Raw genomic sequence first — 20,424 nt, 5'->3', positions numbered from 1 at the left:
CCGTTTGTCCACGGGGCGTTCCAATAATTCGCATGGAGGCGTGTCAATGCCAGAAGCAGCCCCAATGGTTCCGGTATCGGGCAATATCAAACTTCGATTCATCGAGCTCTGTCAGTTTCGTAGACTGGGAAAAGTTCAATTGGACATTGACCAAAGCACCACTATTCTGGTTGGCGCAAACAACAGCGGAAAGACTTCGATACTTGCTGCTCTACGTCACTTCCTTGCAGATGGATCCCCCTTCGGTGCTTTCGATATCAGCCTTTCGCAGTGGCCGAAACTGCGAGAGCTTGGCAAGGCTTGGGAATCGCTTACTGAAGACCCCTCAACGGTAGACGAGTCTGAAGATCAATGGAATAAGCAGCTTCAGATACTTCTTGGGGCCATGCCTACCTTGGACCTGTGGTTCGATGCCGAGGCTGGCATGTACCACTATGTCGCACCATTTCTTTCCAAGTTCAGCTGGAAGGGAGGTGCAGTCGGCGTTCGCCTCAGGCTCGAGCCCGCTGCGAGCATTGATGAGATCAAGCAACTGGCTTGGACTTATCACACTGCGCGTTCGCCGATAAAAGATATGGGGGCAGATTCGCTTGCGTGGCCTATTGACCTTCTTGATTTCTGGCTACGAGAGCCATCGAAACTCGGCCAAGTTCGTGCATACAAGCTAGACGCAGAAAACAACCCGTTGACGAGTTTCTCAACCTATTCAAGTCAGACACTCGCAAATGCGAGTCCAATCGAGCGTAAGTACCTGTCGAGACTGATTCGGGTTGATTTTGTCGCCGCTCAACGTGGACTTGGAAGCGAAGAAGCAGATTCACGGTCTGCCTCGGGACCACATCGGATTGGTATGTTTTCTAACCAACTTCTCAAGTTTGCCCGACAACACTTGAACGTCGCCAGCACCGGGCACGGTCACCGCGCAGATCTTATTAAGGCTGTCGCTGAAGCTCAGAGAGAACTGGACAAGAAGATTCACGAAGCCATTGCAGGCTCGGTTGAGGAAGTAAGGGAACTGGGCTATCCAGGACTGCATGACCCTCAAGAGATTCGCTTTCGTACCCGCATCCAAACAGCGGACCTGCTTGACCATGGAACCGCTGTCCAATACAGCATGCAAAAAGAATCACTTGAAGAGCTTTTACCTGAATACTCTATCGGGCTCGGATATCAGAATCTCCAGTCCCTGAGCTATCAGCTGGTGTCCTTCAAAGCAGCCCGACTCAAGCCTGAAAAAGGTTCTCCTGCCCCCGTTCATCTAGTGATGATCGAGGAGCCTGAAGCGCACCTCCACGTTCAAGTTCAGCGGATCTTTCCTGGAAAAGCACACAAGCTCATCAGTCCGAATGAGAAGGACGCGTCGGGACTCAAAAGTCAATTACTCATTAGCACTCATTCAAGCCATCTTGCCCACGCTGAAAGCTTCGACCGGCTGCGATACGTACGCCGTATCGCGAAGAGTGCGGAGAGTCCCATGCCGACAACTGAGGTAGTCAATCTTGGGCAGGTCTTTGGTAATGATAAAAAGACCCGCCAGTTTGCTGAACGCTACTTCCGCGTTCAGCACACGGACCTGTTGTTTGCTAACGCGGCTATTTTCGTTGAAGGCGTTGCAGAACGTATGCTTGTACCGCTCTTCATCGAGCGCGGCTTCAGTGCATTGAACAGCCGGTACGTGTCTTTTCTGGACATTGGGGGAAGTCATGCCCATCGGCTCAAACCGCTCGTTGAGAAGCTTCGAATTCCTACGGTCATCATTACCGACATAGACCCCGCCGAGGAAAAAGACGGAAAGCCGAAGAAGAATGGTGACCCGACCAAAAAACTCGTTGCGGTTGCGAACACGGGACAAGCTGGTCTGCACTGTGGCAATCCAACTCTTCGTGGCTGGCATCCTAAGATGCAGCAACTTGATGATTTCAAGAGCCCGACAGATGCCCAGTTGGTCTGGACCGAGACTGCAGATTGCGTTGTGCGATTCGCTTGGCAATTGCCTATAACCGAAGCGGACAACAGTTGGCCTAGCACTTTTGAAGACTCACTCGTCCTTACGAACATTCCCTGGTTCAAGGAACTGATGAGCGAGAAGGTTGATGAGGATGGCGTGGAAGTTGAGGTACCAACTGGGGCACTTGCATCAGTCGCAAAAAAAGTTGCCGAAGCCCCAAGTGCCCCAGAGCTGTTAGGCGCGCTTCATACCTTGATGCACAGTTCGTTTAATAAAGGTGATTTTGCTGCAAGCATTTTCGAGAGGGTTTCTTCGGGTGAGCTTGTCGAATGTCCAAAATACATTGCTGATGCCTTAGCTTGGCTGCAGACGCAACTAGAGCCCAATAAGGAGTCTAGGGCATGAGTCAGGCTCCCATTTTTGCTGATAACAACCGCGATGTTGGAGTTGTCGAAGAAATCTGCGGCTATCTCACTGAGGATCCGCCGCGCAGCTACTTCCTGTTCGCCGGTGCCGGTTCTGGAAAGACACGTACGCTAGTAGAAGTGTTGCGTCGGATGACTGGTGTCGTAGAGCATGAGAAAGGCGGTCAGCTTGCTCGGCGCTTGCGGATGCATGGACGCTCGATACGTGTGGTGACATATACGAAGAATGCGGTATCGGTAATCAAGAGTCGCCTTGGAGATAACGATTTAGTGGGTGTTTCTACCATCCACGCTTTCTGTTGGGAGCTCATAAGCGGGTTCAATGATGACATTCGCGCGGCGCTCATAGCACTCAAGGAAGCTCAACTACAAAAGGACACAGCTGAAGCGTTAGCAAAACCGAGAGGAATCACTTCGGCAAAACAGCGGGACCTGGATGAAATCAAGGATGACATCGCGGCGTTTAGAGCTACGGATGTGTTTCTTTACCACCCGGATCGCGAGACATATGGTTCCGGTGCACTTGCTCATCAGCACGTCCTTGACGCAACTGCTTGGCTCCTCCGGGAAAGACCTACGCTTCAGATCATCCTCAAAGACCGGCACCCCATCGTACTCATCGACGAGTCACAGGATACAACGAAGAGGATGCTGGATGTTTTGATGGAGCTTTCGGAGCCAAGGGGTAGAGGTCTAACTCTTGGCTTACTTGGCGATCACCGGCAACGCATCTACCAGGACGGACATATTGACCTTCCAAGTTTGGTACCGCCGAACTGGGCGACGCCGAAACTTCAAATGAATCATCGTAGCCAGCGCCGAATTGTCACTCTCATAAACAAAATATGGGGCGCGGAGCTTGAGGGCCGGACTCAGCCTGCAAATGGAGTGGAACAACAGCATCGAAGCGAAAAGACGGGGGGGATTGTACGGATATTCGTCGGTGACACGTCGTGCTCCTCGGAGGATAAGGTGCTCGGTGAGCGTTGGTGCGCTGAGCAGATGCTAGAAGCGAGCGAGTCTGTCGCTTGGAGCCAGAGCGGGTATCAAATGCTCGCATTGGAACACAAGCTTGTTGCAACGCGAGGCTCGTTTCTCGATGTGTACAGTGCTATGGCTCTACTTGATCCGAACGCTGCTGCGCCTTCCGGAAGCGGCGAAAACAAAGGGCCCACTGCCGTACAGATTCTATTTAATGAATTAGCGCAGCTAGAGGCGTGTGTTGATGCTGATTATGTTGTTGATGAGTTCCGAGCTACTGAGGTTTTCAGGCGCTTCGGTCGCCTCGATGAGATGCCCGATAACACGGAAGAGAGAGCAAACCGCACCAATGAGATGCTTAATGCCATTGAGAGTTTCGTCGCCGTCTGTGCTAATCCTGTTGCAACCATAGAAGACGCGCTTGAACCAGTTCTGCGCGCGAAACTCTTTGATTTTGATCATCGCCTCATGACCGCATATTTGGACAAATCACCGCCTCCCCCGACTCCGGGTAGAGGTGAAGACGAATCAAAACAGGACCGGATGCGTCGCGGCTGGTGTGCGCTGTTCGCTTGCCCTTGGAATCAGTTGCAAAAGTATCGTACTTACCTAGCTGGGAATTCGTTGCTAGCTACTCACCAAGTTGTTAAAGGCTCTGAGTTCTTGCATGTCATGGTAGTGATGGATGACAAGCTAGCTGGGAGCAATCAGATCTCCTACGACAAGATTTTTGGTGGTGCGGAGCTCAGTAAAACTGACAGAGAAAACATAGAAAAGGGCAAGGAAACGGCCATCGACCGCACGTTGCGCCTGCTATACGTTACTTGCAGCCGAGCTAAAGAGTCGCTGGCCCTTGTGCTTTGGTCGTCGGATCCTGCAGCGGCCCTAGCCCGAATTAAAACTAGCGGCTGGTTTGTTGATGGGGAGTTTGAAGCGATTCAATTTAAGACTAGTTGAGGTCACGAGTGGAGACGCTAGGGGCTCATGAAAACTCGAAAGCCATGATGTAGGACTTAATTTTCTGGAATGCTTGCCATGTTTCGTGGGGTCGCCTCCGGGCTGGCAGTGTCTTCGATGATCATGGAATAACTATCGAGCCAGATTTTTGTCTTCTTGGCAGTTATGGCTTGGATTTACATTCATTCGTATTGCAGCCCTAGATTAACTGTAAGCGAACGGTGAACACGCCTACCGATCTCCCAAATTAAGGGCGATGGTGTCCGCCTATTTATAAGCGGACGCGATAGCCCTTAAATGCGCCAACGAAGCTCTTACCCTAAGTCGTTCAAAGCCCAGGTTGTCCAGGAATGCCTGCACCCGGCGCCTCCATTTCCAGCGTAGCCATCAGTCACGGCATCAATGCCAACGTGATCCGCAAGTGGCTGCCACTTTTCCGAGATCAACCACCCGCAACCTTGCCGGCGTTTGTTCCGGTAAAGGTCGCCCCGCAAAGGCAGGCCGAGTCATCTGTAATCATCGAGCTGCCATTTGGCGAGCAAACTATCACGGTGAAATGGCCGTCTTCCGATCCTGAAGGGTGTGTCCGTTTTGTCCGTGGACTTGCTTCGTGATCCGCATTGACGCAATTCGGCTAGCCACCGAACCGATGGATATGCGCTCCGGCACCGAGAAAGCCCTCGCCCGGGTAGTGGCCGTCTTCGGTGCGGCGCAGCCGCACTGTGCTTATCTCTTTGCCAACCGCCGAGGCAATCGCATGAAAGTGTTGGTGCACGACGGCTTGGGCGTTTGGTTGGCGGCACGCCGCCTACATCAGGGGAAGTTTTCTTGGCCGAGTGATCGGTATGGTGACCAAATGGAGCTAAATACTGAGCAGCTCCAGGCACTGGTGGTCGGTCTTCCCTGGCAATGGCTTGGGTCTGACGGAGACATCCGTAACCATTAAGAGACATGGATGACATACATCGATCAGCAGATCGGGCAGAGTCATCGCCATGATTCCTACTACTCCTCTCGATCAGCTCGACACCGAACAACTGCGCAGCCTCGCTGCGCAGTTGCTCAACCGCGTTGAGCATCTAGATATGCAGCTGGCGAGCCTCGACAAAGAGGTTCTGCATCAGAAGACCCGCAACCAGCAACTTATTCACGAAATAGCCCAGCTCAAACGCCACCGCTTCGCCAAACGTTCCGAGTCGTTCAGCCCTGATCAGGCCAGCTTGCTCGACGACCTGATTGAGACCGACCTAGCCGCCATCGAAGCAGAGCTTGAAATCCTGGTACCAAAGCCAGCGCAAGCAGCAGCCCGCCAGCAACCCAAACGCACTGCATTGCCTGCCGAGTTTCCGCGCACGCTGATTCATCACGATCCAGAAAACACTCAATGCCAATGCGGCTGCGCCCTCAAGCGCATCGGCGAAGACGTCAGCGAGAAGCTCGACTACACGCCTGGCGTGTTCAGCGTCGAACGGCATATTCGTGGCAAATGGGTCTGTGATAACTGCGAAACCTTGATTCAAGAGCCGGTGCCGGCGCAAGTGATCGACAAAGGCATCCCGACTGCCGGGTTGCTGGCTCAGGTGATGGTTGCGAAATACGCCGATCATTTGCCGCTGTACCGCCAAGAGCAAATCTTCGGCCGGGCCGGTCTCGCGATTCCTCGTTCAACACTGGCCAGTTGGGTCGGTGCTTGCGGTGTGCAATTGCAGCCACTGGTCGATGCCCTGCGCGAAGTCGTGCTTGAGCACAACGTGGTGCATGTCGATGAAACGCCGGTAGAGATGCTGGCTCCGGGTGAAAAGAAAACCCACCGAGCATATGTTTGGGGTTATGCCACGACCGCGTTCGCCGAGATAAGCGCGGTGGTGTACGACTTCAGCCCCGGTCGTTCTGGCGAATATGCCCGCAACTTTTTGGGCGACTGGAAAGGCAAGTTGGTCTGTGACGACTACGGCGGTTACAAAGCCAGTTTTGCACTTGGCGTCACTGAAATCGGCTGCATGACCCACGCCCGCCGCAAGTTCTACGACCTGCACGTCACCAAAAAAAGCGTGCTGGCCGAGCAAGCATTGCGGTACATCGCGGCTTTATATGAGGTTGAACGCGAAGTCTGCGATTTGGAACCGGATGTCCGGCGACGAATACGTCAGGAAAAAGCCGCGCCCCTGATGGACGCGTTTCATACCTGGATGATCGCCCAGCGCGAGCGTGTGCATGAAGGTTTGGGGATTACCAAGGCGCTGGATTACAGCCTTAAACGTTGGGCTGCGTTGAGCCGTTATCTGAACGACGGCACGGTGCCCATAGACAATAACCACCTCGAAAATCAGATACGCCCATGGGCGCTCGGGCGCAAGAACTGGTTGTTTGCTGGCTCACTACGCAGTGGCCAACGCGCTGCTGCGCTAATGAGTTTGATCCAGTCGGCCAAGCTCAACGGCCACGATGCATATGCTTATCTGAAGGACGTTCTTACTCGCCTGCCGACGCAGCGGGCGAGTGAGATTGGGGATTTGTTGCCGCATCGATGGCAACCGGCTTAGCTGCGCAAGACGGGATGCCTGGACGCTTACGCTAATTCGCGGTTTAGAGTCGCTGCTTGACCACCGCTAGACCAGCCCTAGTTTTGCGCAGATATAAGCCCCAAACCCCGTCTGGGAAAGCGAACAACGGATCACTTATAAAATCTCTTCCTGGATTTTCAACCATCAGATCCTTTGTAGCCTCGCGCAGCGAATCAAGGGTAAGGCCGGATTCAAATAGATGCGTGTTCAAAGATACAGAAGTGTCGAATTTGTCGGCCAAATCATAGGCAAATCTTACCCTCGCACAGAGTTCAGCAGCAGCTTGCAATCTGTGAGGTTGAGCTCTCATTTCAATATGAAAAATGCCTGAGTGCAGATTGTCTTCCCTCGGGTAGTCAGTCGGCCGCAAGCCAATTTGGCCCACTGGCGTGAACCCTTCCACCAGTGCATCAATCCAGCCAGCGTAGCCTTCAAATTCCTGCCGAGACTGGTTAAGACCGTCCGTAATCGTCGGCAGCGTGAACCTCTCCAATGTCAGCTGGCTGCTGACATGAGCGTCCCTCGGTTCGGTGATCAATCCGAACTTCCATTCGGCGCCGCAGCGAGAAGCTACGTGCAGAAAAATCTCGTCTCCCTCACGAAGAAACGGATTGTGCTTACAACGAATGTCCGCTCGGGCATGATAGGTCGCATCTGAAAGCTGTCCCGTTTTCGGGCAGCGTGCACGAAGGCAAACCTGGCCATTGCTCCAATGGAAAGCGTCGTAATTCCCTGCATCATAAAAATCTTTGTTGAACTCACGTGCAATTTCGATCGCCCAGCGATGCTCAATCCCAATATTTGAAATTGAAGGCCCACGCCATATCTCATGCTCTGCTTCCTTGATCATTTCTAGCAGCGCTGACTTCGTGAATTCGCTTGATGGCGCCAGCAGCAGCGCCCCATCAGTCACTAGATTATCGCCAACAAATTTCCTTCCCATTTTTAGGATGGCCAGCCTGATTTTCTCTGGGTCTAAATCCGGTAAATGAGCTCGGATGATAAGATCAAGTCGCTTCACGCCCATCCAACCAACAAGGTATGCGGCGTCACTTTGAGTGGCTGACGTGACCTGCGCGAACTCACGCACGCGCTTCATTTCCAAGACCCGCTCTGGAGGGTAGTTCCAGCGGAAATCGTCAATTTGTGTACTGCACTGTTTACACATCCAAGTCCCGTTGGACAAAGCTTTGATCTGAGCCTCTGTCATGCCCACTGGTGGGCGTGGCCCCAACTCAGACGCAGCATAGATATGAGCTGCTACACCGGTGCCAACGGCACCATCCTCCCCCTTTTGGTTTTTCGCTGGAGCGATCGTCGGCCGTAAGCAGTCATAATGCGAACACAGATACCCCGCGCGCTGCGCCAACAGCTTCTTTGTCTTCATGTTGAACTCAACGCGCATTTATTATTTTATGCTCCGCAATTAACGATCATCAGGCTGCGTCTGTGCATCACCCTCCGGAGTTACTTCCGGCCAGCCCTTAAATAGCCCTGCCACTCTTCAAGAGTATGTCGGATGTGGGGTGCCTGGCTACGCCGCTACCTGAGTCGTGCAAGGTGACTTCGGCGGACGCTTACTATTCAACCCTCAAACTGGTGATGGAAGGTAAGCGTACGCCCAAGTCACCCGCATGAATCACGCCCTCTGAGCGCATCCCTGTGAAATTCATCCCGGAACAAATCGAGACCGCTGTCTCCTGGCTGCATAAGTCTCGATGCTTGGTTCTTCAGTTGCCTTTTCAGGAGACTCCGCATCAAATCCCTGCCAGCATACGAAGGCACTTGACGAGATTACGATCACAGGGAAGGTTAAAGGAATGCAATGCAAGGATCCAAGCGGGACATTTAGGTGGAAAACTTACTACTAGCACCAAAGAGACCGTCCAGCATCATCGCTTCTTTGTACAGCCCTTGGACTGGCTAGCCCTTAGACGAACTCTATTCAAAGGGCTTTTCAAAGATCCAACCTAAACTGAGTCATGGCCACTCGAGCCACAGAAGAAATCCCTCCCCCCCTAAATATTCTTTTCTTGCGGCAAGCACCCTACTGAACTCGGCACTCTGGCAACAACACGAATCACCAGAGCTCAGCCGTGATCCAGTACCTGCGTCTCACAGCACTCACTTACCGCTTTACCCTTGCGTGTCTTATCGCACTGGCTGGATGCACCCTGCCGATCGCCCACGCATCAGCCGCCTCTGCCTCCGAACAATCCAACATGGCCATCATGATCCGCCAGTTAAACGCCCTGGAAGACACAGCCCAGCGCAGTGCCCAGCTCACCGATGAACCCGGCAAACGCTACTACTTCGACTATCCGCGTCTGACCCGGGATATCGAGCGAATCCGACTGGGCCTGGAAAACTACCTGACGCCCAGTCGAGCCCAGCCTCGCGACCCGGTTGAGATTTCGGGCAATTACTCAACTGAAGGACGCAAGCCATGAGCATGAGTGGCGTTCAAGCCTCTGCCTTTCAGGCTGCTGGAGGTTTCCCGCCTTCAGCCAGTTATCTGCTGTTTGTTGGCTTTACCGTGGCGATCAGTTTTTTGTGGGGGGCCTGGGCGATCTGGAGCTGCTACCGGGGCTGGGCCACCGGCAATCTGGATCGATCCGTCGCGGCACCCTCTGTGATCCGCATTCTGCTGCTCTGCATGATTCTCACTGCTTTCGTTCTTAGCTGACCGCTTTGGAGTTTTGCCATGTTTCGACTTTCAAAAACACGCTGTATTGCGACCGGTGCATTCGCTTTGCCCGGTTTGGCCATGGCAGGGCTTCCAACGGCTCAGGCACCTTCTCGTGGCGAGGGTACGAATCTGATTCAAACGATGCAGAACTTCGCCTATGACGGCTCTCTGCTCATCGGCCTCATTATCTGCACCGTAGTGTTTTGCGGGGTGGCCTGGCATGCCTTCGGCACTTACCACGAGATTCAGCTCGGCAAGAAGAAGTGGATGGACCTGGGAGCGACCGCCGCGGTGGGTGTGGCGATTCTCGGGGTTGCCATCTTCCTGGTAACCAAGGCCACCGCCATCCTTTAACGAGTACGGGCTATGACCGAGCTATTTGATGACGGCACGCTGATGTTTCTTCCGGGCAGGCTGAACAGCCAACCCGTGATCATGGGAGGTCTGACTGCCGACGAGATGTGGACCACATTGCTGGTCTGTAGCGTAACGGGACTGTTGGCTGGCATTCCCGCCGCAATTCTGACCCAAATCTGGGCACTGATTATTGCTGGAGCCATGGTCGGCGGCGTGCTGGGACTGGCTATCGCCAGCCGAATCTTGCGCCGCATGAAGCGCGGACGCCCGGGCACCTGGCTGTACCGCCAGATGCAGTTGGCGATTGCCCGGCATATCCCGACCTGGAACAGCGCACGCCTGATCACGCGCTCGGGAGCATGGACTTGCCGTCGCACGGAGGCGCCATGACCTATCGCAAGCGCGTGGATGCGCAGTTGGCCCACATCAAAAGCCTGCGCCTGGTGATCGGCATGCTGATCGCACTCGGGCTGTTTATGGCGTATGGCTGGCAAAGCGCCCCACGCGACCTGACCATTCATGTGCCGCCAGACCTGCGAACCGGCAGCACACGGCCGTGGTGGGACGTTCCTCCCGAGTCGGTGTACGCCTTTGGGCTGTACATCTTCCAGCAAATGAACCGCTGGCCCTCTGACGGTGAGACCGACTACGAGGACAATATCATCCGCCTAGGCGGCTATCTAACGCCGAGCTGCAAAGCCTACTTGCAGCGGGATTTCGAGTTGCGCCGCAATAGCGGGGAGTTACGCAAACGCGAACGCGGGGTGTTCGAGATTCCCGGGCGCGGTATCGACAACCTGCAAGAGCCGCATGTTCAGCAACACAGCATCAATGACTGGACCGTGAACCTGGATATCACCGCCGACGAGCATTACGGCGGCGAGCGGGTCAAGCGAGCGTTTGCGCGCTACCCCCTGCATATCATTCGCTCCGATGTTGATCCCGAGAAGAACCCCTTCGGCCTGGCCTGGGACTGCTACAGCGGTAATCCGCAACGTATAGAGGTCGCCGCAGAACCCACCAGGGTGGGAGATAGAGGATGAAGCGCCTTCTGCTGCTCGCTGCGCTGGTTGCATGCAATTTCGCCCATGCCGTGGAGATCCAGCGCTGGGAGCGTATTCCGCTGGCCTTGCCCTTGATTGTCGGGCAGGAGCGCATCGTTTTCGTTGATCAGAATGTGCGGGTGGGCCTACCCCGCCATCTGGTGGACAAGCTGCGTCTACAAAGTACCGGTGGCACCCTGTATTTGCTGGCCAAGGAGCCCATCGAACCGACCCGCCTGCAACTGCAAAACATGAGTACCGGCGAAATCATGCTGGTGGATATCATCGCGACACCGGCCAAGGCGGAGCAGCCAGCTCCCGAGCCGATGAGGATCGTGGCCGGTGACAAGCCTGGGGCCACTAAAGCCGCTCCCCATTCCACCGAGAATATTAGCGACGACGCAGCGCCAGCCCGGCGTGAAACACCGCTGCCAGTGGTGATGACACGCTATGCCGCGCAGATGCTGTATGCCCCATTGCGCACGGTTGAGCCGGTGCCAGGCATTGCGCAGGTCAATATCAAACGCAACCTGGATCTCACCACCCTGCTACCCACTCGGCCTGTCAAGGCCGGGATCTTGGGGGCATGGCGACTGGAGGATTTATGGATCACGGCCGTCAAATTACGCAACACCAGCAGCCAGCCTGTGGCTCTGGACCCGCGTGAGTTGATGGGCGACTTCGTCACCGCCACTTTCCAGCACCCCTATCTCGGCGCCAAAGGCGATTCCAGCGACACCACGACTGTCTATCTGGTAACCCGTGGCCACGGCCTGCCCGAGTCGGTACTGCCCCTGACTATTGGGCTGATAGACCCGAAAGGAGCGCGCCGTGAAGAATAATCCGCTGATCAAGTTTCTGGTTATCCCGTTCGTGATCGTCGCGGTTATCGTCATGGCCAAGCTGTTTAGCGGCGGCAGCTCTCAGCAGGACGCTCAAGATGCAGGCATCCTCTCCCTCAATTCAAACGAAGCGAAAAAACTCGGAGTCGACGGCGATACCCCCGGCGACACGCTGCGCACCATAGTTGCCGAAAGTCGCCAGCTCAAAGATCAGGTCAGCAATGCCCTGCAGAACAATGACGCACTAAAACAACAGAATGCCGAGCTGCAAAAGCGCCTGCAAAGCATCGATCAAAATATCGCGACCACTCTGCAAAACGCCAAGGACACCTTCAAGCAAGAGTCGCAGCAACAGAGTCAAACCTTCCTGGATACGATGCAACAGCAGTACAACACCCTGAGCAACAAACCGGGCGCAGGCAGCACCACCGGGACTGACTTGCCGATCGGCTTTGGTGTTCAGCCCGGGGATGGCCAGCACTTCAAGGGAGCGCCGGAGCTGGACCTGGTGTGGATAAATCCGCAAGACGCCACGCCCGTCGATATCAACGGCAAACCCATTGCCGCAGGCTCCAATCAAACTGCTAACGGTTTCAACTTCCCGACCTCATTTGGGGAAACCCTGGATCGCGACCAACACGCCCTGAGCCTCGGTGCCCAGACCGTGGCGAATGAAATCGCCCCGCAGGACGCCCGCAAGCAAGTGCGCAAGGTCTACACCCTGCCGCAAAACTCGACATTGATGGGCTCGGTGGCCATGTCCGCATTGATTGGCCGGGTGCCCATCGACGGCACCGTCAATGACCCCTACCCGTTCAAGGTGCTGATCGGCCCGGACAATCTAACCGCCAACGGTATCGACCTGCCCGATGTCGCCGGGGCGGTGGCCAGCGGAACTGCGTCCGGCGACTGGACCCTGTCGTGCGTACGCGGGCAGATCAAAAGCCTGACCTTCGTGTTCAACGACGGCACCGTCCGCACCTTGCCCGCGCCTCCTGAAGAAGCTACCCACAACCCGAACAGCAATAACGGCAACCAGTCCACCATTCAAGGCGGGCTGGGCTGGATCAGCGATGACCACGGCATTCCCTGCATCAGCGGAGAGCGCAAAAGCAACGCCTCGCAGTACATCGGCTCTCAGGTGCTGATCACCGCTGCCGGCGCGGGCGCCGCCTCTCTTATCAAGTCGGATGGCGGTAGCTCATTCGTCAACACCCAGACCGGAACGGTGGGCAGCGTCGGCATGTCCGGCAGCGAAGCCATGAGCAAGATCATCGGCTCAGGCGTCAACGATATCTCCAGTTGGGTGAACAAGCTCTATGGTCAGGCCTTCGCCGCCGTATATGTGCAGCCCGGGGCCAAAGTCGTGGTGCATCTGGACCAGCAGTTGACCATCGATTACGAACTCAAGGGCCGCAAGGTCGACTACCGCTCAGGGGGGCACCATGTCTCGACGTCGCTGGACTAAACACTCTGTCGTTTTGACCCTGACACTGCTGACTTCAGCCTGCTCCACCAGCAAGGACGAGCTGCTACCCCACGGCAAGCAGACGATGATGGATGTTTGGCAGCAAGGCACCAGCGCCAGCAACCGTCAATTGATAGACGCACGCCAGGCCCTGCGCCGACCGTTTGAGTCCGGGCCGGTCGATCAAACCACCTTTACCCGCACAGCGCAAAACGAGATCTACAGCCAGTTCAAGCGCCTGCCCAATCCCGACCTGGTGATGTACGTCTTCCCGCATTTGGCCGGCTCAGACCCGGCGCCGATACCGGGCTACTCAACGGTGTTCCCGCTGTATCAGCGCGTGCAATACGCCATGCCCGGTGAGCGCACGGAGGACTATTGATGGGACTTTGGCAACGTTTTAAAGCACGCCAACGATCAGAGCCTGACCTTGATCACACTCAAACATCAGAAGCTTTCGAGGCCGCTACCGATTGCTACTTCGAACGCTTGGCCGCGCAAGGCGTTCCCTCCCCAGAGGACTGGCGCAATCCCAAACAGAAACCGGCCACCACCGCCGACGTCGCCCGCCTGTACGACGTCAACGCTTCCTTCGTCGACCTGCTGCCCTGGGTCGACTACTTGCCGGCAGAGCAAGCCATGCTGCTGGAGGACGGCGTATCCCGCGCGGCTTTCTTCGAGCTGACACCCATTGGCACCGAGGGCCGCGACCCTGACTGGTTGCGCAAAGTCCGTGATGCGCTGGAAAACGCGCTGCAGGACTCCTTCGACGAACTGGAAACATCCCCTTGGGTGATCCAGCTCTACGCCCAGGACGAAACTAATTGGGACGATTATCTCCAACACCTGCACGACTACATCCAGCCCCGGGCCAAAGGCACCGCCTTCACCGAGCTGTATCTGCAACTGATGAAACTACATCTGGCGGCCATCTCCAAACCTGGCGGCCTGTTCGAGGACACCACGGTCAGCCAATTGCCCTGGCGGGGCCAGCAACGCCGTGTGCGACTGGTCGTCTATCGCCGTATCCAGAACGCAGACCTGGACGTACGTGGCCAAACCCCCGGCCCGTATTTGAAAATCATCTGCGATCGACTGACAGGAGGCCTGGCCAATGCAGGTATCAAAAGCCATCGCATGGATGGCCACGCCATCCGCCACTGGCTGATCCACTGGTTCAACCCTCGGCCCGACCACCTTGGGCCAGCAGATGCCGATATCCGCCGCTTCTATGAACTGGTCTGCCAGCAAGTGCCCGCGATGGCCGAAGACGAGTTACCGCTGGCCAGCGGCACCGACTTCTCGCAGAACCTGTGCTACCGCGAGCCACTGTCGAATACCGACAAAGGCCTGTGGTACTTCGACGGCCTGCCCCATCGCGTGGTGATGCTCGATCGACTGCGCGAAGCGCCCAAGACCGGCCATCTCACCGGCGAAACCCGCAAAGGCGGCGATGCCCTCAATGCCCTGTTCGACAAAATGCCAGAGGACACCCTCCTCTGCATAACCCTGGTCATCACCCCGCAGGACACCCTGGAAAGTCATCTGGAAAAACTGTCCCGCAAAGCCGTAGGAGATACCCAGGCCTCGATCCTGACCCGCGAAGACGTCAACACAGCCCGCCAACTGCTCGGCCGCAAACACAAACTGTACCGGGGCAGCGTGGCGTTTTACCTGCGCGGCCACGACCACGCGCAACTGCAGGAACGCAGCCTGCAACTGAGCACCGCTCTGCTTGGCGCCGGAATGGAGCCGGTTGAGCCCCGGGATGAAGTGGCGCCCCTGAACACCTACCTGCGCTGGCTACCGGGCAACTTCGACCCCAACCAACGCCGTGCGCTGGACTGGTACACCCAACTGATGTTCGCCCAGCATATCGCCAACCTGGCGCCGGTCTGGGGCCGCTCCACCGGTACCGGCCACCCCGGCATCACCCTGTTCAACCGCTGCGGCGCGCCCCTGACCTTCGACCCGCTAAACCGGCTCGATCGGCAGATGAATGCTCACCTGTTTGTGTTCGGCCCGACCGGTGCCGGCAAATCGGCGACCCTGTGTAACCTGATCAGCCAACTGATAGCGGTGTACCGGCCACGCCTGTTTATCGTGGAAGCTGGCAACAGCTTCGGCTTGACCGGCGATCTGGCAAAACGCCTGGGCTTGACCGTCAACCGAATCAAATTGAGCCCCGGCTCAGGCGTCAGCCTGGCGCCCTTTGCCGATGCCATCCGGCTGGTACAAAGCACAGACAATCTCAAAATCGTCGGCCCCGACGACGTGGAGACCTCCGACGCCCATACCAGCAGCCAGGACGAACAGCGCGACATCCTCGGTGAACTGGAAATCGCCGCACGCCTGATGATCACCGGCGGTGAAGCCAAGGAGGAAGAACGCCTGACCCGCGCCGATCGCAGCGCCATTCGCCACGGTATCCTCGCCGCAGCCAGAACCTGCGCCAGCACAGGCCGACCGGTACTGACCCAGGACATCCGCGATGCCCTCAAAGCCGCCGCCCAGGACGCAGGCGCTCCTGAGACCCGGCGCAACCGCATGCAGGAAATGGCCGAAGCCATGGACATATTCTGCATGGGCAGCGATGGCGACATCTTCAACCGCGAAGGCACACCCTGGCCCGAAGCCGACATCACCATCGTCGACCTGGCCACCTATGCCTTGGAAGGCTACAACGCCCAATTGTCGATTGCCTACATCTCGCTACTGAACACCATCAACAACCTGGCCGAGCGCGACCAATACAAAGGCCGGCCCATCGTCAAACTGACGGACGAAGGCCATATCATCACCAAAAACCCGCTGCTCTCTCCCTACGTGGTGAAGATCACCAAAATGTGGCGAAAGCTCGGCGCCTGGTTCTGGCTGGCCACGCAAAACATCGACGACCTGCCCCCGGCGGCGGCACCGATGCTCAACATGATTGAGTGGTGGATCTGCCTGAACATGCCGCCGGACGAAGTTGAGAAAATCTCCCGATTCCGCGAACTGACACCCGCGCAAAAAGCCCTGATGCTCTCGGCGCGCAAAGAAAGCGGCAAATACACCGAAGGCGTCCTGCTCTCCAAGAGCATGGAAGTACTGTTCCGCGCAGTACCGCCCAGCCTGTACCTGGCGCTGGCCATGACCGAGTCGGAAGAAAAGAAAGAACGCTACGACATCATGCAAAGCCAGGGGGTTAGCGAACTCGATGCCGCCATCCAAATCGCCGCCCGCATTGACCGCTTACGCGGAATCGAACCCCACGTCATCACCTTCCCCGAACCCATCACGGCCTTGGAGCCCCCGGTATGAGAACGCTAAATAGCCTGACCCAAAACTTGATAGAAAGCCTGACCCTGTTGCTGCAAAAGCCTGGGGAAGATGCGCTACAGACGCTGGAGGTTTGCGCACCGGTGCTGGTTGAGCAGTTGCAGGAGGTGTTGGTGCGGGCGGTGGATCGACGGGATTTTGAGATTCAGTTGAGGGCTGTGCTGGAGGTTTGGTTGACGAAGTACCCGCAATCTTCAGCAGCCGAGACGGAGTTGTTTGAAGGGTTGCGTCTAGGTGGGTTGGTGAGCCAAGCATAGGCTGGAGACGGCTAGGGTGCGGGGGCAGCCCATAGCGGCGGTCATACCACGCCAGTCGCCGTACGCTTTCAGACCTCGGCCTGCTCCGCAATCTCCAATGCTAGGCTCTGAACGGGAACAGCCCGTTACGCATCTTGCTCAGGTTCGGGATCACGCCCGGCCCTTTTGAGCGTCTGGATCAGGCGCTTGAAGCCCTTGGTTAGAGCAACCTTTTTTAGAGGGCCGGGGTGATTTCAGACAACTTGGCAACAGCTTCCCCCATCGTATTCCTGAGCTCTGTCGAGTACCTGAACGCCGCAATCTGCTCGGCCTTTGCATCGAAGAGTTTGGCCAAGGCTGGAAGGACCTCGGGGTTGCGGCTCAGGTACGCCAGGAACAGGACGATCCGTTGAACCTCTTGCGGATTCGACGGTTGAACATCTGGAATGAGATGGCCATATTTGGATAGCGGGATTGCGAAATCGTCAGGTGGACTGCCCCCTGCACCATAGACAAGCAGATTTTGACTTGGGAAAGTCGGACAGTATCTCGACCAGAATAGGTGCATGCATCATCAGGGCACCCGGTGCCCTCAGTTCAAGACCGCATCTGGTGCGGTACACGGCATCTGGATGTAGCGCCCCATCAAAATCAAAGAACAGCACCAGGTCATCGGCCTGCAGTTGGCGCTGCTCGCGGCGACTGTATGTATTGAATATCACTACACAACCCCCTTGGTTTGTACTCAAAAATCACAGCCCAAAAGTATCTGCCATTCCCATGACTAACCGCGATCCCAGCACTGAAAAGTGCCATTCTTTGACAGCAAATAAAGACTTTTAAAAATTTTCTGAAGCAGAGAGTTTCCGAGGACGTAGGAATATTAAACCAGGCTATAAAAACCGCCACAAGTATCTTAGCGAAACGTATCCGTTCGCAACTATTAGCTAACGGCTTATACATTAGCTTTAATTTATAGGATACTGGAAACAAAAAAATGCCCCCCTCAGAAAGAAGTAGCAGCATGCCTTGCTTTCTAAACCCTAGATTCTACTTGTCAAAGCTTGCACATCTACTCGTGGTTTTTTAAAATCACAACCTAAATGAAAAATTTATAGACCTGAAAAAATGCAGACCTCCAACAATAGGAAGGCCCGCCAAAAAATTCATACCCTTACTCGTATACTTATGCATATTGCCACTACGGTATAGCTCCATACTGCCTTGCAATACACACCCTTACTTTCCCATAAGCATGATTTTTGTAATCATCGAGTTCGAACTCTAAATGATCAGTGAGCGTGAACGCAAACTCTAACTCAGCTTCAAGCATCGCTTGGCGCGAGGCGTAGCCTTTCATTTTTCTTGCGAGATAGAATGCTTTACTTGAATAATCTTCGTAGCGGCTCTTTAGCTGAAATGTATTTATCGACGCATTAGAGGCAGCATAGTTTTTTTTCGCTTCAACTTTTAGCTGATAGTGCTCCGGGGATAGTCCTAGAGCAAGAGCACTCGCAACCATTTCCTCGGCTACTAATAGAGGGTGAAGTTCAAACTCAATCGACTCCTCATCAACAAATGGATTTAAATGAATTTTTTTTGCAAAATCAACTGCATGCTTCATTTGACTGCCGTTACATTTCTCACAGCACGGTATGAAATTTGAAAGACTCAGCGCCAAAAACGGATAATCCGACTTTGCATAATAATGATCAATAGGCGGCCTATATCCTTTTACATTCTCATCAGGCAGACAAGTCCCAGTTTCTACCATATGACAGTAACAACATACTTTATATTTAGCCTGCAGACAAAGTTGATAAGCAGTCCAAGGCTTGTCAGATTTTTTTGAAAAATCGGAAAAGTCAAAGATATCTTGTAGCCTTTGAGTAGCACACTTGCGAAGAACTCCACTACCAAAACGCTCTTCAAAATCATTAATACATACGGGTAACTCCAGGGGAGTTCCTTCAACTATTATCGCTCTATTAGCCGTGATAAACTCACTAATAGCAACATCTATAAACGAATCGCTCAACTCCTCTAATCCAATATCAATTTCGGAGCTGAGGAATACCGAGTGATCAGCCATGGCATTAGCCCACACATCAGAGATATTTATAATCATTCCCTGAAACTCCGTTTCAACGCCGACTTAATAGCCGAGTCTCCTATAACCTCGACTACTTGACGATCAGAGTCAGTCGTATCTCCAGTTACTGCCCGCCTATATATTTCATTGATTTTACTAGCAGCGAACTCACCAAGAGAGTTCGAACCAAAAGCTCCTGCAATCACGTCCTCCAAAGGAGCCGCAAATGAACTTATTGAATCTCTAGAGTCAAGGCTAGTAACTAGCTCTCCAGGAATATCTGCTGCTAGCAAAGGTGAGTGAGTCGCCATTATCAATTGCAAGCTATGAAGGCCATGCTTTATTTTTAGACCGCCAAGAAAATTATTTAGCATAGAAACGTACCTACGCTGCCAATCCAAGTGTAAGTAGGCATCCCCTTCATCTATCAACAACAAGATAGATAACTTACCTTTGCTGGCCGCTTGACCTATTGCCCGATCGATTAGTGAAAATTGCTCGACCAAGGCTTGCAACCCTGAACTTAAATTCGACCACTCAATTTTAATAGGTGTTTCATTTTGCCGAATAGCCTCTGACTGGCTAACACTGTCAATTTGAAACGTATGAAGTCTTTGTTCCCAGTCAAAATCCGCCTGATAGGCATAATTATCCAATACGCGCTTAGTATCCTCTACAACTTTTTCCAATTTTTTAAATTGTGAAACATTCGAAGGCACATCAACAATATCCATACGAGTCAAAAACTCTAACGCTACGGCATTACGGTCAAAGCGATCGCTCTTTGCATATATATATTCTAAAGCTGTCAAGAACAAGCATTTGTCCCGAACCCCAAGCTGAGCATCTATCCTTTTCTCCAAAAGGTACTCTAACTCCCTTAATATACTCTCGCGCTTGTTATCAGAAATTCTATAGTCACGCCCCTCTTTAGATTCAATATAGCTCACCAACTTATTTAACTCAAGAGCGGCATGTTTAATATCTGTTGACAGAATCTCTTTTTCACTCCTTAAAGCAGGAATCAGAACCGATCTAAAGACAGTTCTTGAGTACCCAAAAACTCCCGTCAACCGCGTATCTACTTTCAAAATATCAGCAACTTCTTGCAACTGAGTAAGCCGGAGTCTATCAGTAGAAGTTTTTGCAACAGGAGATGCATTTATGACACATGACTTCCTAGGCATCTTCCTTCTGTACGGTAAGGCTGAGTAGTAGATTGCACAAATATCTTCATTATACGGAGCACTCGGCTCATATTTCCCATTAGGAGTTCCTTGGAAATATAATTGAACAGAGTCATCCTGAGAGGAACCGATAGCATTTGCCAAGGACAACAGCATCTTGGTTTTTCCCGAGCCATTCGTTCCTAATAGCAAATTAATGCTATCAATTTCAAACAATTTTCCGAGGCGATCAATTCCTTGGGGTAGAAGCTCAATCAGCCGATCCTCAACTCGTACCGCTTGAATTTTTGACATAACCTTGTCCTAACCACCGT

At 54.0% G+C, this 20,424-nt stretch carries 18 protein-coding genes; 15 read left to right on the top strand and 3 right to left on the bottom strand.

From position 1 onward, the window contains the following. The first annotated feature begins 46 nt into the window (after positions 1-46). The 5 genes from EQV96_RS09470 (at position 47) to EQV96_RS09450 (ending at position 6,854) form a co-directional block, all read left to right on the top strand. A complete protein-coding gene (locus EQV96_RS09470) occupies positions 47-2,353 on the top strand; it encodes an AAA family ATPase (protein WP_240881844.1) in 2,307 nt (768 codons plus the stop codon). Then, a complete protein-coding gene (locus tag EQV96_RS09465) occupies positions 2,350-4,311 on the top strand; it encodes a UvrD-helicase domain-containing protein (protein ID WP_240881843.1) in 1,962 nt (653 codons plus the stop codon). Before EQV96_RS09470 ends, EQV96_RS09465 begins: the two co-directional genes overlap by 4 nt. A 350-nt stretch (positions 4,312-4,661) precedes the next feature. Further along, a complete protein-coding gene (locus EQV96_RS09460; protein WP_240881841.1) occupies positions 4,662-4,925 on the top strand; it encodes a transposase in 264 nt (87 codons plus the stop codon). Further along, on the top strand, positions 4,922-5,257 hold the full coding sequence (tnpB, locus tag EQV96_RS09455; protein WP_240881839.1) for an IS66 family insertion sequence element accessory protein TnpB: 336 nt from the start codon (positions 4,922-4,924) through the stop codon (positions 5,255-5,257). Before EQV96_RS09460 ends, tnpB begins: the two co-directional genes overlap by 4 nt. 49 nt (positions 5,258-5,306) lie before the next feature. Beyond that, positions 5,307-6,854, top strand: coding sequence for an IS66 family transposase (locus EQV96_RS09450; RefSeq protein ID WP_240881838.1), 1,548 nt, complete (start codon positions 5,307-5,309; stop codon positions 6,852-6,854). Between the two features lie 43 nt (positions 6,855-6,897). Here the strand turns inward: EQV96_RS09450 and EQV96_RS09445 are convergent, their stop codons facing one another. Then, a complete protein-coding gene (locus EQV96_RS09445) occupies positions 6,898-8,262 on the bottom strand; it encodes a hypothetical protein (RefSeq protein WP_240881835.1) in 1,365 nt (454 codons plus the stop codon). Between the two features lie 766 nt (positions 8,263-9,028). On the opposite strand from EQV96_RS09445, the gene EQV96_RS09440 reads away from it, so the two are divergent. From EQV96_RS09440 to EQV96_RS09395, 10 genes are read left to right on the top strand one after another with little or no spacing between them, the layout of a single operon-like run. After that, a complete protein-coding gene (locus EQV96_RS09440) occupies positions 9,029-9,325 on the top strand; it encodes an RAQPRD family integrative conjugative element protein (RefSeq protein ID WP_240881972.1) in 297 nt (98 codons plus the stop codon). Then, positions 9,322-9,561 carry a TIGR03758 family integrating conjugative element protein gene (locus tag EQV96_RS09435; protein ID WP_240881833.1) on the top strand — a complete coding sequence of 80 codons (240 nt, stop codon included), beginning with the start codon at positions 9,322-9,324 and terminating at the stop codon, positions 9,559-9,561. The genes EQV96_RS09440 and EQV96_RS09435 overlap by 4 nt, the downstream gene beginning before the upstream one ends. 18 nt (positions 9,562-9,579) lie before the next feature. After that, positions 9,580-9,918 carry a TIGR03745 family integrating conjugative element membrane protein gene (locus EQV96_RS09430; RefSeq protein ID WP_240881831.1) on the top strand — a complete coding sequence of 113 codons (339 nt, stop codon included), beginning with the start codon at positions 9,580-9,582 and terminating at the stop codon, positions 9,916-9,918. Between the two features lie 12 nt (positions 9,919-9,930). Further along, a complete protein-coding gene (locus EQV96_RS09425; protein ID WP_240881829.1) occupies positions 9,931-10,311 on the top strand; it encodes a TIGR03750 family conjugal transfer protein in 381 nt (126 codons plus the stop codon). Beyond that, a complete protein-coding gene (locus EQV96_RS09420; RefSeq protein ID WP_240881827.1) occupies positions 10,308-10,964 on the top strand; it encodes a PFL_4703 family integrating conjugative element protein in 657 nt (218 codons plus the stop codon). The genes EQV96_RS09425 and EQV96_RS09420 overlap by 4 nt, the downstream gene beginning before the upstream one ends. Beyond that, positions 10,961-11,806 carry a TIGR03749 family integrating conjugative element protein gene (locus EQV96_RS09415; protein ID WP_240881825.1) on the top strand — a complete coding sequence of 282 codons (846 nt, stop codon included), beginning with the start codon at positions 10,961-10,963 and terminating at the stop codon, positions 11,804-11,806. Before EQV96_RS09420 ends, EQV96_RS09415 begins: the two co-directional genes overlap by 4 nt. Then, positions 11,796-13,274, top strand: coding sequence for a TIGR03752 family integrating conjugative element protein (locus EQV96_RS09410; protein ID WP_240881823.1), 1,479 nt, complete (start codon positions 11,796-11,798; stop codon positions 13,272-13,274). The genes EQV96_RS09415 and EQV96_RS09410 overlap by 11 nt, the downstream gene beginning before the upstream one ends. Next, positions 13,252-13,656: a TIGR03751 family conjugal transfer lipoprotein gene (locus EQV96_RS09405; RefSeq protein WP_240881821.1), complete on the top strand. Its 405-nt coding sequence runs from the start codon at positions 13,252-13,254 to the stop codon at positions 13,654-13,656. Before EQV96_RS09410 ends, EQV96_RS09405 begins: the two co-directional genes overlap by 23 nt. Continuing rightward, complete coding sequence (locus tag EQV96_RS09400; RefSeq protein ID WP_240881818.1) at positions 13,656-16,577, top strand: conjugative transfer ATPase; 2,922 nt, start codon at positions 13,656-13,658, stop codon at positions 16,575-16,577. Before EQV96_RS09405 ends, EQV96_RS09400 begins: the two co-directional genes overlap by 1 nt. After that, complete coding sequence (locus tag EQV96_RS09395) at positions 16,574-16,852, top strand: hypothetical protein (protein WP_240881816.1); 279 nt, start codon at positions 16,574-16,576, stop codon at positions 16,850-16,852. The genes EQV96_RS09400 and EQV96_RS09395 overlap by 4 nt, the downstream gene beginning before the upstream one ends. Before the next feature lie 1,180 nt (positions 16,853-18,032). On the opposite strand, the gene EQV96_RS09390 is transcribed toward EQV96_RS09395, so the two are convergent. Both EQV96_RS09390 and EQV96_RS09385 read right to left on the bottom strand, forming a co-directional pair. Next, a complete protein-coding gene (locus tag EQV96_RS09390) occupies positions 18,033-18,959 on the bottom strand; it encodes a hypothetical protein (protein WP_240881814.1) in 927 nt (308 codons plus the stop codon). Beyond that, positions 18,956-20,404, bottom strand: a complete 1,449-nt coding sequence (locus EQV96_RS09385) for an AAA family ATPase (protein WP_240881811.1) — start codon at positions 20,402-20,404, stop codon at positions 18,956-18,958. Before EQV96_RS09385 ends, EQV96_RS09390 begins: the two co-directional genes overlap by 4 nt. Positions 20,405-20,424 lie beyond the last annotated feature (20 nt).

It is taken from the genome of Pseudomonas sp. TMW22080, assembly GCF_022496745.1.
Taxonomy (GTDB): domain Bacteria; phylum Pseudomonadota; class Gammaproteobacteria; order Pseudomonadales; family Pseudomonadaceae; genus Aquipseudomonas; species Aquipseudomonas bubulae.
This window is presented reverse-complemented; position numbering and strand designations above follow the sequence as displayed.

Coding starts and splice junctions, on each gene's coding strand:
- EQV96_RS09415 (WP_240881825.1), top strand. CDS start 10,961: ATGAAGCGCCTTCTGCTGCTCGCTGCGCTGGTTGCATGCAATTTCGCC.
- EQV96_RS09445 (WP_240881835.1), bottom strand. CDS start 8,262: ATGAAGACAAAGAAGCTGTTGGCGCAGCGCGCGGGGTATCTGTGTTCG.
- EQV96_RS09405 (WP_240881821.1), top strand. CDS start 13,252: ATGTCTCGACGTCGCTGGACTAAACACTCTGTCGTTTTGACCCTGACA.
- EQV96_RS09395 (WP_240881816.1), top strand. CDS start 16,574: ATGAGAACGCTAAATAGCCTGACCCAAAACTTGATAGAAAGCCTGACC.
- EQV96_RS09460 (WP_240881841.1), top strand. CDS start 4,662: ATGCCTGCACCCGGCGCCTCCATTTCCAGCGTAGCCATCAGTCACGGC.
- EQV96_RS09470 (WP_240881844.1), top strand. CDS start 47: ATGCCAGAAGCAGCCCCAATGGTTCCGGTATCGGGCAATATCAAACTT.
- EQV96_RS09450 (WP_240881838.1), top strand. CDS start 5,307: ATGATTCCTACTACTCCTCTCGATCAGCTCGACACCGAACAACTGCGC.
- EQV96_RS09425 (WP_240881829.1), top strand. CDS start 9,931: ATGACCGAGCTATTTGATGACGGCACGCTGATGTTTCTTCCGGGCAGG.
- EQV96_RS09435 (WP_240881833.1), top strand. CDS start 9,322: ATGAGCATGAGTGGCGTTCAAGCCTCTGCCTTTCAGGCTGCTGGAGGT.
- EQV96_RS09385 (WP_240881811.1), bottom strand. CDS start 20,404: ATGTCAAAAATTCAAGCGGTACGAGTTGAGGATCGGCTGATTGAGCTT.
- EQV96_RS09390 (WP_240881814.1), bottom strand. CDS start 18,959: ATGATTATAAATATCTCTGATGTGTGGGCTAATGCCATGGCTGATCAC.
- EQV96_RS09420 (WP_240881827.1), top strand. CDS start 10,308: ATGACCTATCGCAAGCGCGTGGATGCGCAGTTGGCCCACATCAAAAGC.
- EQV96_RS09465 (WP_240881843.1), top strand. CDS start 2,350: ATGAGTCAGGCTCCCATTTTTGCTGATAACAACCGCGATGTTGGAGTT.
- EQV96_RS09400 (WP_240881818.1), top strand. CDS start 13,656: ATGGGACTTTGGCAACGTTTTAAAGCACGCCAACGATCAGAGCCTGAC.
- EQV96_RS09430 (WP_240881831.1), top strand. CDS start 9,580: ATGTTTCGACTTTCAAAAACACGCTGTATTGCGACCGGTGCATTCGCT.